Origin of the sequence: Pseudomonas sp. G1002, assembly GCF_013385455.1 — a bacterium.
Classification (GTDB): Bacteria; Pseudomonadota; Gammaproteobacteria; order Pseudomonadales; family Pseudomonadaceae; genus Aquipseudomonas.
In genome coordinates, this window is sequence record NZ_JACAPY010000019.1 from 79,497 (window position 1) to 95,639 (window position 16,143).

Genomic DNA, 16,143 nt, shown 5'->3' on the forward strand with positions numbered 1-16,143 from the left:
GGGCGCCCCTCGGGAGATCATCGATCGAGTGACCAAATTACCGAACAAAGCCCTGTGCTGAAGAACTTCCTGGATAACCGCGACCACTACGAAGTGAGCGATGACCTGAAGCGCCAGGTGGGTGACTGGAGCGCGGCCAACCAAGACCCGGACTCTCGCGCCGACGCCACCTACAACCTGGATAAGGTACTGCGATTTATCGACAACGTGGACGATCTCAAATTAAGCGCCAGCCATAGCCGCAACGGTGTCCTGGACGGTTTTTCGAATCACGGCTACGCCATTCATCCAGACTCGGAGGCCAGCCTGCTCAAGGCGTTTTCCCTCAGGGGCTATGAAGCGCTGCGCGGCGCCTGATACCTGGGCTGTGGCGAGCGGCGTGCCCCTCACCACAGGCGGTACAAAACTAACGACCGCCCGCCAGGTCAAGAAAGGTTCCCGTCGCATAGGACGCCTTGTCCGAGAGCAGCCAGATAATCCCTTCCGCGACTTCCTCTGCACGCCCGCCACGTGCCATGGGGATGCCCGGCTCAAGCTTGCTGACCCGATCCGGGTCGCCGCTCAGGGCGTGGAAGTCGGTGAAAATAAGCCCGGGACGCACGCCATTGACCCGGATCCCCTCGCCCGCCACTTCCTTGGAGAGCCCGAGAGTGAAGGTATCCAGCGCGCCCTTGGACGCGGCGTAATCCACATATTCCCCCGGCGAGCCCAACCGGGCGGCGGCCGATGAAACGTTGACGATGCTGCCGCCCTGCCCGCCATGCTTGGGCGACATGCGCAGCAGCGCATGCTTGGCACACAGGATCGGCCCCAACACATTGGTCCTGAGGGTCTTCAGGATGCGGAACTCGGACATCTCATCGACCCGCGACTTGTGCCCGACGGTACCTGCGTTGTTGACCAGTGCCGTCACCCGGCCCAGTTCGGTATCGACCCGGTGGAACAGGCCAATCACTTCGTCTTCAATGCTGACATCAGCCCGCACGGCAATCGCCTGGGCGCCGAGGGCACGCACTTGCTCAAGTACGCGGTGGGCGGCGTCTTCATCGGCCTGGTAATTGATACAGATGCGATAGCCTTGGGCGGCGGCCAGCAGCGCCGTGGCGGCGCCGATCCCACGACTGCCACCGGTGATGACGACGACTTTGTCCATGTGTAAGGTCTCCTGGTTCAACGTGAGCTGATGGATCCAATACTACCTGCGCCCTGCAGGTTTTGCATGGGCTCACATCACCGAATGCACACTCACCACCTGCTCGGCGCGCTGGATGTCGGCCATGAAACCCTCGGCCGGCAACGGATGCCCCAGCAGATACCCCTGAAGCGAATCGCAGCCCAGCCGGGTGAGGAAGCTCTGCTGTGAGTCGGTCTCTACACCCTCGGCCACAATGCGCAGGCCCAGGGCCTGACCGAGGGCGACGATGGCCGAGACGATAGCCGCGTCGTCGCTGTCGTGCTCCAGGTCACGCACAAATCCCCGGTCGATCTTCAGCTCATTGGCCGGCAGGCGCTTGAGGTACATCAGGCTCGAATAGCCGGTACCGAAGTCGTCGATGGACAGGTCGACGCCCATGTCCGAAAGCTTCTGCAACACCGTCATGCTCGCGTCGGCATCGCTCATGGCGGTGGTTTCGGTGATTTCCAGGGTCAGGCTGTTGGCTGGCAAGCGGTGGCGTTCCAGGGCAGCGGCGACACTCTTGACCAGCCCGGCGTGGCAGAACTGCAACGCCGACAGGTTCACGGCAATGCGCCAGTCGTGATAGCCCTGGGCATACCACACCTGCATCTGGCGGCAGGCTTCGTTGAGTACCCATTCGCCGATGGGGATGATCAGCCCGGTCTTTTCCGCCAGCTCGATAAACTTGTCCGGCAACAACAGGCCTTGTTGCGGGTGCTCCCAGCGCAGCAGCGCCTCGGCACCGACCGGGCGGCCGCTGATGGCGTCGAACTTGGGCTGGTAATAAAGCCGGAACTGCTCGTGCTCCACGGCATTGCGCAAGTCCTGCAGCAGTTGCAGTTGCTTGCGCGCATTGGTGTTCATCGACACGTCGAAAAAGCTGTAGCCGTTCTTGCCCATGCCCTTGGCGTGATACATCGCCGCGTCTGCGTTCATCAGCAGTTCCTGGGGCGTGGCGCCATTGCCGGGGAACAGTGCGATGCCGATGCTGGCGGAGATTTTCAGCTCATGCTCGGCGACGTGGAAGGCCTGGTTGATCATGCCCACCTGGCGCTCGGCCAAGCGCAACGCATCGTCGGGCTGGCCCAATTGCACCAGCAATACAAACTCGTCACCGCCGATGCGGGCCAGGGTGTCCTGGCTGCGCAAGTCTTCGCGCAGGCGCAGGCCGACTTGCTGCAACAGCTGGTCGCCCATGTGGTGACCAAAAGCGTCATTCACCGGCTTGAAGCCGTCCAGGTCGATAAACATCAGCGCGAAGCAGCCGCCCTCTTCGTTCACCCGCTGTATCGCCTGCTGGATCCGGTCGGCGAGCAGGGTGCGGTTGGGCAAGCCGGTGAGCATGTCGTGCAGGGCCAGGTGGGTGAGTTCCTGGTTGGCCTGGGTCAGGGAGTCGGCCAACACCGCGGTGCGGGCTTCCAGGCGGGCATCGGCCAGGGAGGTCAGCAGCGCGATGATCAACACTGCCAGGGTGGTAACCAGCACCAGGTTATCCAGGCCCTTGCCACTCAAGCCGTCCAGGGCCGCGCCGCAGAAGCTGCCATCGGCGAAACGCGCGGCGGCCATGCCGGTGTAGTGCATGCCGACAATCGCCACGCCCATCACCATCGCCGCCCCGCCTCGGGCCAACCGCACATACGGCGTGTTGCGCCGCAGGTTGAAGGCAATCCACAACGCCGCCGCCGACGCACCCACGGCAATCAGCAACGAGGCGGTGAACAGCGTGGGGTCGTAGTCGATGCCGGGGGTCATGCGCATGGCGGCCATGCCGGTGTAGTGCATGGCGCTGATGCCGGCGCCCATGATCAATGCGCCAAATGCCAGTTGCCACGCCGGCAAACGCGGCTGGCTCACCAGCCACAAGGCAAAACCGCTGGACAGGATCGCGATCAACAACGACAGCGCCGTGATGCCGACGTCATAGCCGAGGCTGATGGGCAGGCGGAAGGCGAGCATGCCGATAAAGTGCATCGACCAGATGCCCACGCCCATCGCCAGCGCGCCGCCGCCCATCCACAGGTACACCGCGCGGCCCCTGGCAGTGGCGATGCGGCCGGTCAGGTCCAACGCCGTATAGGATGCGAGGATCGCGACGAACAGGGAAATCAGGACCAGGGCGGGGGAATAACTACCGGTGAGCATGGGACTTCTCGTGACCTATGGGCCGAACGGCATCCGTGCCGGGCTGAAAAGTCAGGGATTGTAGCGAGAATAAATCTTGTACACCTGAAATATTGTCGTATAGCCATCATTCAAAATTTGACGCCAATCCGCTGGCTCAAAAACACCGCAGAACCCTTGTGGGAGCGGGCTTGCTCGCGAAAGCGGCGGGTCAGTTCATACACAGTTGACTGCCCCACCGTTTTCGCGAGCAAGCCCGCTCCCACACAAGCCCGTACACCAGCCAGAGCGGTGTTTACTTCTTGTCGCTCAGCTGCATTTGGCCATCCCAGCCACCGCCCAGTGCAGCGATCAGTTGCACACTGGCAACCAGCCGGGTTTGCAGCAGGGTCAGCACCGTACGCTCGTTGCTCAGGGCAGTGGCTTGCACGGTGACCACATCGAGATAGGCGATCAACCCGGCCTTGTACTGGTTCTGGGTCAGGCGCAGGGATTCCCGGGCCGCTTCGAGGGCCTCGTTACTCACGACCGCCTCGTCTTCCAGGACCTTGAGCTGGACCATGTAGTTTTCCACCTCACGGAACCCATCGAGTACGGTCTGGCGGTACTTGGCCACGGTTTCATCGTAGGACGCCTCGGCGCGGTCAACTTCGGCCGAACGCTGGCCCCCGTCGAACAGGGTCATGGCAAGTTTCGGCCCCACCGACCAGAAGCGGTTCGGCAGGCTGATCCAGTCGGCGTAGGTGCTGCTGGAATAGCCGCCGGCCAGGCTCAGGGTCAGGTCCGGGTAGTAAGCGGTCTTGGCCACGCCGATGTTGGCATTGGCCGCGATCACCGAGCGCTCCGCCTGGGCGATATCCGGGCGGCGCTCCAGCAGTTGCGACGGCAGGCTCACCGGAATCTGCGGCAGCGCCGGAATGTCCTTGCTCACCGCCAGGTTGAAGTTGGCCGGCGGCACACCGATCAGCACGGCAATTGCGTTTTCCAGCTGCGCCCGCTGCCAGATCAGGTCGATCATGCTGGCCTGGGTGCTTTTCAGCTGGGTCTGGGCCTGGGCGATGGCGTCCTTGCCCGAGACACCGGCGCGGTATTGGTTCTGGGTCATCTGCAGGGAGCGCTGGTAGGTGTCCACCGTGGCTTGCAGCAAACGGGTCTGTTCGTCCATGACCCGCAGTTGCAGGTAATCCTGCACCAGTTCCGATTGCTGGCTCAGGCGCATCGCCGCAAGATCCGCCGCGCTGGCTTCGGCGCTGGCTTCATTGGCTTCCAGGCCCCGGCGCAGTTTGCCCCAGATATCGGCTTCCCAGCTCACGCCCAACTGGGTGTTGAGGGTGTCGCGAATACCGCTGCTGGAGCTGCTGAGGCTGGCGTTACTGCTGCCGGTACCCTGGCTGGCCCGGCTTTTCGAGGCACTCAGGTCAACCGTGGGGAAGAACGCCCCACGGGCACTGCGCACCTGCGAGGCGGCCTGGCGATAACGCGCCTCGGCCTGGGCCACGGTCTGGTTGGAGCTGTTGAGTTTTTCTACCAGCTCATTCAGTTGTTTGTCGCCGTACAGCTCCCACCAGGCGCCCCGGGCCAGCGAGTCGCTGGGCGCGGCCTGGCGCCAGCCCTGGGCCTCTTTGTACTGGGCCGGCTCGGTCAATTCGGGGCGTTTGTAGTCCGGGCCGACGGCGCAGGCGCTGAGCATCACGCCGCACAGGGCCAGGCTCAGCAGCTTTGAGCCGCGAGTCATCGCCAGACGTTGCACGGTGGGAAACGTTGAATCGGTCATAGCGCAGTGTCCAGGGCAGCATCGGTACGCACTCCGCGCCAACCGTTGAAACGGTGGCGCAGGCGGTCGAGATAAAGGTAAACCACAGGCGTGGTGTAGAGGGTCAGGATCTGGCTGAACACCAGCCCGCCGATAATCGTCAGGCCCAGAGGCTGGCGCATTTCCGCGCCTTCGGCCGTGCTGAGCAGCAGCGGCACGGCGCCAAGAATCGCCGCCAGCGTGGTCATCAGGATCGGGCGCAGCCGCACCAGGCAAGCGGCGCGGATCGATTCCAGCGGGCTCATGCCGTCCTTGCGTTCCAGTTGCAGCGCAAGGTCGATCATCAGGATCGCGTTTTTCTTCACCACCCCGATCAGCAGGAACAGCCCCAGCAGCGAGATCAGGCTGAACTCGCCCCCCAGCAGGTAAATCGAAAGCAAGGCGCCCACCCCCGCCGACGGCAAGGTCGACAGAATGGTCAGCGGGTGGATATAGCTCTCATACAGAATCCCCAATACCAGGTACACCGCTACCAGTGCACCGAGGATCATGAACGGCTGGCCTTTCTGGGTGGCGGCGAAGGCGTCGGCCGTACCGGCCATCTTCGCGATCACCTCTTCCGGCAGGCCGACCTTGGCAATCGCCCGCTCAATGGCGGCCGTGCCCTGCTCCACCGTGACGCCGGGCGACATATCAAACGCAATGTTTTCCGAGGCGAACTGGCCTTCATGGCTGACCCGGTCGTCCGCCAGGCTGTTCTCATAGTGAGCGATGGCCGACAGCGGCACGCGCGCACCGGTGGACGTGATCACCTGCATCTGATTGAGGGTGATCGGGTCCTGGGCGTACTTCGGATTGACCTCCATCACCACCTGGTACTGGTTGAGGCTGTCGTAGATGGTGGAAATCTGCCGCTGACTGTAGGCGTTGTTGAGCACGGCAGTGACCATGTCCATGTCAATGCCCAGGCGCTTGGCCTGGTCGCGGTCGACAATCAACGTCACCTGGGCCGCCCCACGTCCTTCACGGGCATCGATGGCGGTCAGCTCCGGCAGCTCACGCAACGCGGCAACCACTTTCGGGTACCACAGGCGCAAGGCCGCCAGGTCGCCGCTTTGCAGGATGTAGGAATACTGCGAGGTGGTCTGGTCGCGGCCGCCGCCGAATTGCAGGTCCTGGTCAGCCATCAGCATCAGGCGCCCGCCGGGCACCAGTGGCACATTCTTGCGCATGCGCTCGATCACCGCCTGGGCAGAAATCTTGCGTTCGCTGATGGGCTTGAGCCGCACCAGCATCACCGCGTTGTTGGTGCCGCTGTTGCCGCCAATAAAGCCTGCCACGCTCAACACCGCGGGGTCCTGCAGGACGGCCTTGCGGAAGATTTCCATCTTCGGCTGCATCACACTGAATGACAGCCCGTCGTCGCCACGCACAAAGCCGATCAGTTGCCCGGTGTCCTGCTGGGGCATGAAGGTTTTCGGCACCACCACATACAGCGCGACGTTGACCCCGATGGTCACCAACAGGCTGAGCAGTGTCAGGCGCTTGTGGCGCAGCACCCAGTCCAGGCTGCGGGCGTAGCCGGCCACCATGCGATCGTTGATCTTCTGGCTCCAGCGCTGCAAGCCTGTTTCCTGGCCTTTGACATGCGGCTTGAGCCAGCGGGCGCAGAGCATCGGGGTAAGGGTCAGCGACACCACCAGCGAGACGATGATCGCCGCTGCCAGGGTGATGGAAAACTCGCGGAACAGGCTGGTAACGATACCGCCCATAAACAGGATCGAGAGGAACACCGCCACCAGCGAGACGTTCATCGACAGCAAGGTGAAGCCGACTTCCTGGGCCCCCAGGTAAGCCGCCTTCATCGGCGGCACACCCTCGTCGATGTGCCGGGAAATGTTCTCCAGCACCACGATGGCATCGTCCACCACCAGGCCGGTGGCGAGGATCAGCGCCATCAGCGACAGGTTGTTCAGGGAAAAGCCGAACAGGTACATCACTGCAAACGTGCCCACCAGCGACACCGGCACCGCCAGGGTGGGAATCAGCGAGGCGCGGAAGTTGCCGAGGAACAGGTACACCACCAGGATCACCAGGGCCACGGCAATCAGCAGGGTCATCTCGGCTTCGTGCAAGGTGGCGGTGATCACCGGCGAACGGTCCATGGCCAGGTTCAGCTTGACGCTGGACGGCAACACCGCCTGCAAGGCCGGCAGTTGTGCCTTGATCTGCTTCACCGTCTCGATGATGTTGGCGCCGGACTGGCGGTTGATCACCAGCAGCACCGCCGAGTCATTGTTGAAGAAGCCGCTGTTGTAGCGGTCCTCGACGCCGTCGCTGATCTTCGCCACATCCCCCAGGCGCAAGGCCGCGCCATTCTGGTAGCGGATCAGCAGCGGTTCATAGTCCTTGGCCTTTTCCAGCTGGTCGTTGGCCTGGATCTGCCAGTTGCGCTGGCTGTCCTCCAGCGAACCCTTGGGCCGGCGCACGTTGGCATTGGCGATGGTATTCCGCACATCGTCCAGGGCCACGCCGTACTGGTCGAGGGCCTTGGGTTCCAGTTCGATACGCACGGCGGGCAACGAGCTGCCGCCGATCTGCACTTCACCCACGCCCGGCACCTGGGACAGGCTCTGGGACAGGATGGTCGAGGCCAGGTCGTACAGCTGGCCCTTGGGCAACACGTCCGAGGTCAGGGACAGCACCATGATGGGCGCCTGGGACGGGTTGATCTTCTTGTAGGTGGGCATGCTGCGCATGCCACTGGGCAGCAGGTTACGCGAGGCGTTGATCGCCGCCTGCACTTCCCGCGCCGCGCCGTTGATGTCGCGATTGGAGTCGAACGCCAGGATCACCCGGGTCGAACCCTGGCTCGACGAACTGCTCATGGTGGTAATGCCGGCAATCGCGCCGAAGGAACGCTCCAGCGGCGTGGCCACCGTAGACGCCATCACCTCGGGGCTGGCCCCCGGCAAGCTGGCCGACACCACGATCACCGGGAAATCGATCTGCGGCAATGGCGACACCGGCAACAGGTTGAAGCTGACGCCGCCCAGCAGCATGATCGCCAGGCTCAGCAGCATGGTGGCTACCGGCCGGCGAATGAAAGGTCCGGACAGGTTCATGACTCAACCGGCTCCAGGCGCACCGGCTCTTTGCGCCAGCGACGGCCGAGGCGGTCGAAATACAGGTAGATCACCGGGGTGGTAAACAGGGTCAACACCTGGCTCACCAGCAACCCGCCCACCATCACCAGGCCCAGGGGCTGGCGCAACTCGGCGCCGGAGCCGGTGGCGAGCATCAACGGCACGGCACCGAACAGCGCCGCCAGGGTGGTCATCAGGATCGGCCGGAAGCGCAACAGCGCCGCCTGGTAGATCGCGGTTTGCGGGTCCAGGCCCTGGTTGCGCTCAGCGTCGAGGGCAAAGTCGATCATCATGATCGCGTTCTTCTTCACGATGCCGATCAGCAGGATGATGCCGATGATCGCGATCATCCCCAGGTCGTTGCCACTGAGCAGCAAGGCCAGCAAGGCGCCCACCGCTGCCGACGGCAGGGTGGAGAGGATGGTGATCGGGTGGATATAGCTCTCGTAGAGCACCCCGAGCACGATGTACATGGTCACCACCGCCGCCAGGATCAGCAGCAAGGTGCTCGACAGCGAAGCCTCGAATGCCTGGGCCGCGCCCTGGAACTGGGTCTGCACGCCCACCGGCATGCCGATGTCTTTCTGGGTCTGGTTGATCAGTTCGACGCCCTTGCCCAGCGCCACGCCGGGGGCCAGGTTGAACGACATCATCACCGCCGGGAACTGACCGATATGCGCGATTGCCAACTGGGCCTGGCGCTGTTCCACATGGGCCAGGCTCGACAGCCGCACCTGGCCGCCGTCGGTGGTTTTCACATGGATCTGGTTCAGGGCGTCCGGGCCGAGGGTTTCACCGGACTGGGCCTGCAATACCACGCGGTACTGGCTGGCCTGGGTGTAGATGGTGGATATCTGCCGCTGGCCGAACGCGTCGTACAGCGCGTCGGTGATGGTCGACACCGACACACCAAGGCGCGATGCGGCGTCACGGTCGATCACCAGGTACACCTGCAGGCCCTTGTCCTGCAGGTCGCTGGCGACGTCGGAGAGTTCCGGCAACTGGCTGAGGGCGTGTACCAGCTTTTCACTCCACAAGGCCAGCAGCTCGGCGTCCGGCGAGGACATGCTGAACTGGTACTGGGTACGGCTGACGCGGTCTTCGATGGTCAGGTCCTGCACCGGCTGCATGAACAGGCGAATCCCCACCAGCTTGTCCAACTGCGGCTGCAGGCGCGTGATGATCTGCGCCGCGCTCAGGTCCCGTTCGCCGTGGGGCTTGAGGTTGATCAGCAGGCGACCACTGTTGAGGGTGGCGTTATCACCGTCTACCCCGATATAGGACGACAGGCTCTCCACCGCCGGGTCTTCGAGGATGATCTTCGCCAGTTCCTGCTGGCGCTGGCTCATCGCCGCAAAGGAAATCGACTGTGGCGCTTCGGAAATGCCCTGGATCACGCCGGTGTCCTGCACCGGGAAGAAGCCCTTGGGCACCACCATGTACAACACCACGGTCAGGCCCAGGGTGGCGATGGCCACCAGCAGGGTCAGCGGCTGATGCCTGAGCACCCACTGCAACTTGCGCCCGTAGGCCTCGATCAGCCAGTCGATCCAGGCGCCGCTGGCCTTGTAGAAACGGCCCTGCTCGTCCTCTTTCGGCTCACGCTTGAGCAACCGCGCGCACATCATCGGCGTCAGGGTCAGGGACACCACCAGGGAAATCAGGATCGCCACCGCCAGGGTGATCGCGAATTCACGGAACAAGCGCCCCACCACGTCCGCCATGAACAGCAGCGGGATCAATACCGCGATCAGCGACAGGGTCAGGGAAATCAGGGTGAAGCCGATCTGCTTGGCGCCCTTGAGCGCCGCATTGAGCGGTGTATCGCCTTCCTCGATGTAGCGGGAAATGTTCTCCAGCATCACGATGGCGTCGTCCACCACAAAACCGGTGGCGATGGTCAGCGCCATCAGCGTCAGGTTGTTGATGGAGAAACCGGCGAGGTACATCACGCCGAAGGTGCCCACCAGGGACAGCGGCACGGCGATGGACGGAATAATGGTCGCGCTGAAGCGGCGCAGGAACAGGAACGTCACCATCACCACCAGGGCAATGGCGATCAGCAATTCGTGCTGTACATCCTTGACCGAGGCCCGGATGGTCTGGGTACGGTCGGTAAGCACCGTCACGTCCAGGCCCGCCGGCAGGTTGTCGGTGATGCTTGGCAACAGCGCCTTGATCCGGTCCACCACCTCGATGACGTTGGCCCCGGGCTGGCGCTGGATGTTCAGCAGGACCGCCTGGTTTTCGTTGGCCCAGGCCGCGAGGCGTTCGTTCTCGGCGCCGTCGACGATCTGCGCCACATCCTTGAGCCGCAACGGCGCGCCGTTGTTGTAGGCGAGGATCAGTTCGGCGTATTCCTTGGGCGAGACCAACTGGTCGTTGGCGTCGAGCATCGACACCCGCGTGGGGCCGTCAAAGTTACCCTTGGGCTGGTTGACGTTGGAGGCGGCGATCAGGGTGCGCACATCCGACAGGTTCAGGCCGTTGGCCGCCAGGGCCTCGGGGTTGACCTTGATCCGCACCGCCTGGCGCTGGCCGCCGGCGATGCTGACCATGCCGACGCCGCTGATCTGCGCGATCTTCTGCGCCATGCGCGTGTCGACCAGGTCATTGAGCTTGGGCAGCAACATGGTCTTGGAGGTGATGGCCAGGGTCAGCACCGGGGTATCCGCCGGGTTGACCTTGTTGTACACCGGCGGCGCCGGCAGGTCCTTGGGCAGCAGGTTGGTGGCGGCGTTGATCGCGGCCTGCACCTGTTGCTCGGCGACATCCATGTTGATGTCGAGGTTGAAACGCAGGGTCAGCACCGAGGCGCCGCCGGAGCTGGTGGACGCCATTTGGGTCAGGCCGGGCATCTGCCCGAACTGACGCTCAAGGGGCGCCGTGACCGCGCTGGTCATTACGTCCGGACTGGCGCCGGGGTACAGGGTCATCACCCGGATGGTCGGGTAATCCACCTGGGGCAAGGCCGAGACCGGCAGCAGGCGATAAGCGATCACGCCAGCCAGGACAATGGCCAGCATGCTCAGGGTAGTGGCTACCGGGCGAAGGATGAACAGCCGCGAGAGGTTCATGCGCCGCCCTTTTGCGCCTTGGCGGCATCAGCCGGGCCTTGTTGCGTCTTGGCTGCCGGTTGACCCTGGAGGTGTTCGGTCGGCGTGGTCGGCACTTCAGTGCTGTCGTTGACCACTTCAATGTCACTGCCGTCCTTCAGGCGGTCGGTGCCTTCCAGCACCACGCGGTCGCCGGCGGCCAGGCCTTGCTTGACCACGGTGTTGTCGCCGTCGGAATCACCGATCACCAGCGGACGCACCTTGACCTTCTTGTCGCCATCGAGCACGTAGACGAAGGTGCCGGTATTGCCGAACTGAATCGCCGCCGACGGCGCCAGCACCACGTTGTGCAGGGTGTCGGCCAGCAAGTGCACGTTCACGAACTGGTTGGGGAACAGCGCCTGGTCCTTGTTATCGAACCGCGCCTTGAATTTCAGGGTGCCGGTGGTGACGTCGATCTGGTTATCGAGGCTCTGCAGCACGCCCGTGGCTTTCACCGCGACATCGCCACGGTCCCAGGCTTCCACCGGCAGCTTGTTGCCGGCGTGATAACGCGCCAGCACGGTTTCCAGGGTGTTTTCCGGCAACGTGAAGACCACGCTGATGGGTTGGGTCTGGGTGATCACCGCCAGGAAGGTGGTGTCGTTGGCGGCGACGAGGTTGCCCACGTCCACCTGGCGCAGGCCGACACGCCCGGTGATCGGTGCGCGGATCTTGGTGAATTCGAGGTTGAGCTTGGCGTCATCCACCGCGCCCTGGTTGGTCTTGACCGTGCCCTGGTACTGCAACACCAGCGCTTCGGCGGTGTCCAGGGTCTGCTTGGCGATACTGTCCTGGGCATACAGGTCGCGATAACGCTGCACGTCGACCTGGGCGTTTTTCAGCTGGGCCTGGTTCTGCAGCAACGTGCCCTGGGCCTGGAGCAAGGCATTCTGGTAACTGCGCGGGTCGATTTCCGCCAGCAGGTCACCGGCCTTGACCATCTGCCCCTCTTCAAAGGCGATCTTGACCAGTTCTCCGCCAACCCGGCTGCGCACATTGATAGTGTTGAGTGCCGTCACCGTACCCAGCGCCTTGTAGTACACCGGGAACTCGCCCAGCACCGCCGGCGCCACACGCACCGGCACCGGGCCAGTAGCCCCCCCAAAGCCCGGGCGCATCATCCCCGACTTGCCGGCATGCCCGGCGGGCTTCTTCTCGGCGCTGTCCTTGTGGCTGGTGCCAGGCCAGAACTTCCAGCACAGGCCGGCAATGACCAGCAGCACGAGCAGGCCGAACAGCCAGCGGCGGGAGTGACGAGGGGTGGATTGCATGGAGTGATCAACCATTGGGTGCGAGAGCTTCTTCTTCGGGAGGCTGAAAGATAAGCACTGGGGCGCGTTAAGAAAAGCGCCTTTACCGGCTATTTACCTTGGATTACAACTTTTAACTTCTGTGCTTAGTCCATTCGCTATCTGGCTAAGCCTCTGAAGCACAAATAAAAACGGCCTGGACTAGGCCAGGCCGCAATACTGCATCACGCGTGTTACTGCAAAACGACAGTAATGCGTAGTAACAGTTACTTCAAAACAGCCAGGGCTGCCTCGTAGTTCGGCTCTTGGCCGATTTCACTGACCAGTTCGCTGTGCAGTACGTTGTCGTTCTCGTCCAGTACCACGACGGCACGGGCGGTCAGGCCGCGCAGCGGGCCTGCGGCGATCGCAACGCCGTAGTCAACGGCAAAGCCGGCATCGCGGAAGTCCGACAGGTTCTTAACGTTTTCCAGGCCTTCGGCGCCGCAGAAACGTGCCTGGGCAAATGGCAGGTCAGTGGAGATGCACAGCACCACGGCGTTGTCCACGCTGTTGGCCTGGGCGTTGAACTTGCGAACCGAAGTCGCGCAGGTCGGGGTATCAACGCTTGGGAAAATGTTCAGCACTTTGCGCTTGCCGGCAAAGGTAGCCAGGGTCGCGTCCGACAGATCGCCAGCAGTCAGGGTAAAGGCTGGCGCTTTGGCGCCGACTTGTGGCAAGTCGCCGTCGACCTGGATAGGGTTGCCTTTATGGGTAACTTGAGCCATGAACGGAATCCTTCTAGTGGTGGTAGTGAAACGAATTTCAGGTGCCGAAGTTAAACACAAAGTTCGATTGGCACCTATGGGCGGACGCAAATTGTCATGGTGCGAGGCTCAACGCCCCGCCGCCACGAACCCGCGCTGCAGGTCCTCGATCAACGCCTCCACATCCTCCAGCCCCACATGCAGGCGCACCACCGGGTTCAATCCACGGTCGGCGGCGTTCTGGCGATCCTGTGTATCGGCCAGGGTCACCAGGCTTTCAAAGCCGCCCCAGGATGCGCCCAGGCCAAACAGCTGCAGGCCGTCGATAAACCGTTCGACGTAGCCGGCATCCGCGCGGTCGAGTTCGAAGGACAGCAAACCGTTGCTCCCGCTGAAGTCACGCTTCCACAGCGCGTGGCCAGGATGCTCCGCCAGTGCCGGATGAAACACCCGCTTGACCTGCGGCTGCAACCACTGGGCAATCTTCAACGCCTGGCGCTCGTGCACGTCCAGCCGGGAAGCCAGGGTGCGTGCGCCACGCAGGATCAGGTAGGCATCGTCGGCACTCACTGCATTGCCAAAGGTATCGCTCATTTTCGCCAGGGCCGGCCATGCCGCTTCGGTGGTGCAGACGCTGCCCATCATCACGTCACTGTGGCCGCCAAGGTACTTGGTCAAGGCCATGATCGAGATGTCGGCACCCAGCGCCAGCGGGCGGTACAGGTACGCCGAGCCCCAGGTGTTGTCCACCGCCAACAGAATGCCCCGCGGCTTGCACAGTGCGGCTAGCGCGGGCAGGTCACACAGCTCATACAGCAGCGAACCCGGCACTTCGGCGTAGACCATTTTGGTGTTGGCCTGCAGTTGCGCTTCCAGGCCGCTGCCGTCCGGGGCGAAATAGCTGACTTCGATGCCGAATGGCTGGAGGAACTCCCGGACCAGTTTGCGCACCGGCGAATAGACGGCGTCGGTGATCAACACATGGTCGCCGGGCCGCAGGTAGGCCAGGAACGTCTGCGCCGCGGCGGCGAGCCCGGTGCCATACAGCCGTGTGCGATAGCCCCCCTCAAGTTCGGTGACCAGGTCTTCAAGGGCAAAAGCGGTGGGATTGCCGCGTGCGCCGTAACTCAGGACCCGCTCACTGTCGCGTCGGGAGCGCGCGTCACGCATCTGGGCCAGGTTGTCGAACAGCACGGTGCTCAGGCGGGTGATCGGTACGTTCACCGCCCGACCACCATTGCCGCCTTCGGTACGCGCCGCGTGAATCAGCCGGGTACGCACCCGTGACGCGGGCAACAACGGCTTGAGACTGGCGATTTCCGCTTCGCTCATCTGTGCCAACAGGCCAATTTCCCAGGCGAGATATTGGCGGGCAGCGTCCTTGTTGCCGCTGTGACGGTCGTGGGTGAAGAACAGGAAGTCGATGCACTGGTTGTCCGGAGGCGTTTGCGCATCCTCGATCACCGGCAAACCGGCCGCAACCCACGCGGCATAACCGCCGTCGAGCAAACGCACATCGCCGCCCAGGCCCAACGCAGCAAAAGCGGCCAGCGCCGGATCATCAGCCAACAGCACCAGTGGACGCCCACCCGCGGTCAACCGCGAACGAATCGACCAGCGCGAACCGACAATCCGGCCCTTGCGATGGATCATGCTCGGGCGCAGGTCCACCAGGTCCACGGTGTCGTCCTTCAGCGCCTCGGCCAGCGCCTGCACCGAGATCAGCGGCAGCGCGTCAAAGGGCACGGCCTCCTTGACCTCCAGCGCCAATCCACTGTGGACGCCACCCTCCAGCACATACGCCTCATGCCCCAACTGCCGCAGCCAACTGGCGACAATCGGCGCACGCACACCATCACTGTCCAGCAGCACCACCCGTGCCTGACGCACGCCGATGTACAGGTCGGTGGACTGGATCAATTGCCCGCCCGGCGTGTGTTGCGCCCCCGGCAAACTGCCGGCGGCAAATTCTTCAGCGGTACGCACATCGCACAGGAACAGGCTACGGGCCGGGTCCGCCGCCCATTGCCGGACCTGCTCCGCCTTGACACTGACCACCCCTGCCCGCTCCGCCAACTGCCGGGCAGCTTCGCGCTGCCGGCCCAGATCCGTCGAGACCTGGTCGGCATAACGCCGAGTGCTGCCATGCTCCAGCTTGAAGTCCGCCAGGTACCAACCCTGGGTACCGTTTTCCAGGGCATAAACCGGGTTCTTCACACCCAGATTGATCAACGTCTGGGCACCGATAATGCTGCGGGTACGCCCGGCGCAGTTGACCACGATCGGCGTGGTTTCATCCGGCACCAGGTCGTGTACGCGGTAGCCCAGCTCACCATTGGGGCAGCAGATCGAACCGGGAATGGTCATCTTGCGGTATTCATCGAACGGCCGACCGTCCAGCACCACCAACGGCTCGCCCGTGGCCTGCCAGTCCGCCAGTTGCTGCGCGGTGACGTGGGGTGTGTGGCTGGCCTCTTCCACCAATTCGCCAAAGGCTTTCGACGGCACATGCACCCCGGCGAACAACTGCAAACCCGCCGCCTGCCAAGCGTTCGCACCACCTTCCAGCACATGCACATGGCGGTAGCCCAGCGCTTGCAAACGCAGTGCCGTGCGCGCAGCCACATCGCCGCCGTCCTGGTCGTAGATCACCAGGCGCACCCGGGGATTCGGTGCCAGGCGCTGCACCTCCAGTTCCAGGCGGCTATAGGGCAGGTTCACCCCGTGAAACAGGTGGGCCTCGCCGTATTGGCCGTGCTCGCGTACGTCGAACAGGGCGATTTCCTGGCCGTCAAACAGCCATTGTTGCAATTGCCCGGGTGTGATGGTCTGGCTCATGGAAGTCCCGCAAA

At 63.3% G+C, this 16,143-nt stretch carries 9 protein-coding genes; 1 reads left to right on the plus strand and 8 read right to left on the minus strand.

Annotated features, from left to right (window positions below; genetic code table 11):
- Nucleotides 1-54: 54 nt before the first annotated feature.
- Nucleotides 55-357, plus strand: a complete 303-nt coding sequence (locus HX801_RS09540) for a hypothetical protein (RefSeq protein WP_003207508.1) — start codon at nucleotides 55-57, stop codon at nucleotides 355-357.
- A 49-nt stretch (nucleotides 358-406) separates the two neighbouring features.
- Here the strand turns inward: HX801_RS09540 and HX801_RS09545 are convergent, their stop codons facing one another.
- The 8 genes from HX801_RS09545 to metC form a co-directional block, all read right to left on the minus strand.
- A complete protein-coding gene (locus HX801_RS09545; RefSeq protein WP_003207506.1) occupies nucleotides 407-1,153 on the minus strand; it encodes an SDR family oxidoreductase in 747 nt (248 codons plus the stop codon).
- A gap of 72 nt (nucleotides 1,154-1,225) precedes the next feature.
- The gene (locus HX801_RS09550) at nucleotides 1,226-3,319 is read right to left on the minus strand and encodes a bifunctional diguanylate cyclase/phosphodiesterase (RefSeq protein ID WP_003207505.1); all 2,094 of its coding nucleotides are present in this window, start codon (nucleotides 3,317-3,319) and stop codon (nucleotides 1,226-1,228) included.
- A gap of 274 nt (nucleotides 3,320-3,593) precedes the next feature.
- Complete coding sequence (locus HX801_RS09555; RefSeq protein WP_003207503.1) at nucleotides 3,594-5,072, minus strand: efflux transporter outer membrane subunit; 1,479 nt, start codon at nucleotides 5,070-5,072, stop codon at nucleotides 3,594-3,596.
- Nucleotides 5,069-8,176: an efflux RND transporter permease subunit gene (locus tag HX801_RS09560; protein ID WP_003207502.1), complete on the minus strand. Its 3,108-nt coding sequence runs from the start codon at nucleotides 8,174-8,176 to the stop codon at nucleotides 5,069-5,071. The genes HX801_RS09555 and HX801_RS09560 overlap by 4 nt, the downstream gene beginning before the upstream one ends.
- On the minus strand, nucleotides 8,173-11,274 hold the full coding sequence (locus HX801_RS09565) for an MdtB/MuxB family multidrug efflux RND transporter permease subunit (RefSeq protein WP_177021962.1): 3,102 nt from the start codon (nucleotides 11,272-11,274) through the stop codon (nucleotides 8,173-8,175). Before HX801_RS09565 ends, HX801_RS09560 begins: the two co-directional genes overlap by 4 nt.
- The gene (locus HX801_RS09570; protein ID WP_177021963.1) at nucleotides 11,271-12,581 is read right to left on the minus strand and encodes an MdtA/MuxA family multidrug efflux RND transporter periplasmic adaptor subunit; all 1,311 of its coding nucleotides are present in this window, start codon (nucleotides 12,579-12,581) and stop codon (nucleotides 11,271-11,273) included. The genes HX801_RS09565 and HX801_RS09570 overlap by 4 nt, the downstream gene beginning before the upstream one ends.
- Before the next feature lie 230 nt (nucleotides 12,582-12,811).
- Nucleotides 12,812-13,312 (minus strand): thiol peroxidase, encoded by a 501-nt coding sequence (gene tpx, locus HX801_RS09575; protein WP_102368881.1) that lies wholly within the window; start codon nucleotides 13,310-13,312, stop codon nucleotides 12,812-12,814.
- A gap of 108 nt (nucleotides 13,313-13,420) precedes the next feature.
- The gene (gene metC, locus HX801_RS09580; RefSeq protein WP_177021964.1) at nucleotides 13,421-16,129 is read right to left on the minus strand and encodes a cystathionine beta-lyase; all 2,709 of its coding nucleotides are present in this window, start codon (nucleotides 16,127-16,129) and stop codon (nucleotides 13,421-13,423) included.
- Nucleotides 16,130-16,143 lie beyond the last annotated feature (14 nt).

Coding starts and splice junctions, on each gene's coding strand:
- HX801_RS09545 (WP_003207506.1), bottom strand. CDS start 1,153: ATGGACAAAGTCGTCGTCATCACCGGTGGCAGTCGTGGGATCGGCGCC.
- HX801_RS09550 (WP_003207505.1), bottom strand. CDS start 3,319: ATGCTCACCGGTAGTTATTCCCCCGCCCTGGTCCTGATTTCCCTGTTC.
- HX801_RS09555 (WP_003207503.1), bottom strand. CDS start 5,072: ATGACCGATTCAACGTTTCCCACCGTGCAACGTCTGGCGATGACTCGC.
- HX801_RS09560 (WP_003207502.1), bottom strand. CDS start 8,176: ATGAACCTGTCCGGACCTTTCATTCGCCGGCCGGTAGCCACCATGCTG.
- HX801_RS09565 (WP_177021962.1), bottom strand. CDS start 11,274: ATGAACCTCTCGCGGCTGTTCATCCTTCGCCCGGTAGCCACTACCCTG.
- HX801_RS09570 (WP_177021963.1), bottom strand. CDS start 12,581: ATGGTTGATCACTCCATGCAATCCACCCCTCGTCACTCCCGCCGCTGG.
- tpx (WP_102368881.1), bottom strand. CDS start 13,312: ATGGCTCAAGTTACCCATAAAGGCAACCCTATCCAGGTCGACGGCGAC.
- metC (WP_177021964.1), bottom strand. CDS start 16,129: ATGAGCCAGACCATCACACCCGGGCAATTGCAACAATGGCTGTTTGAC.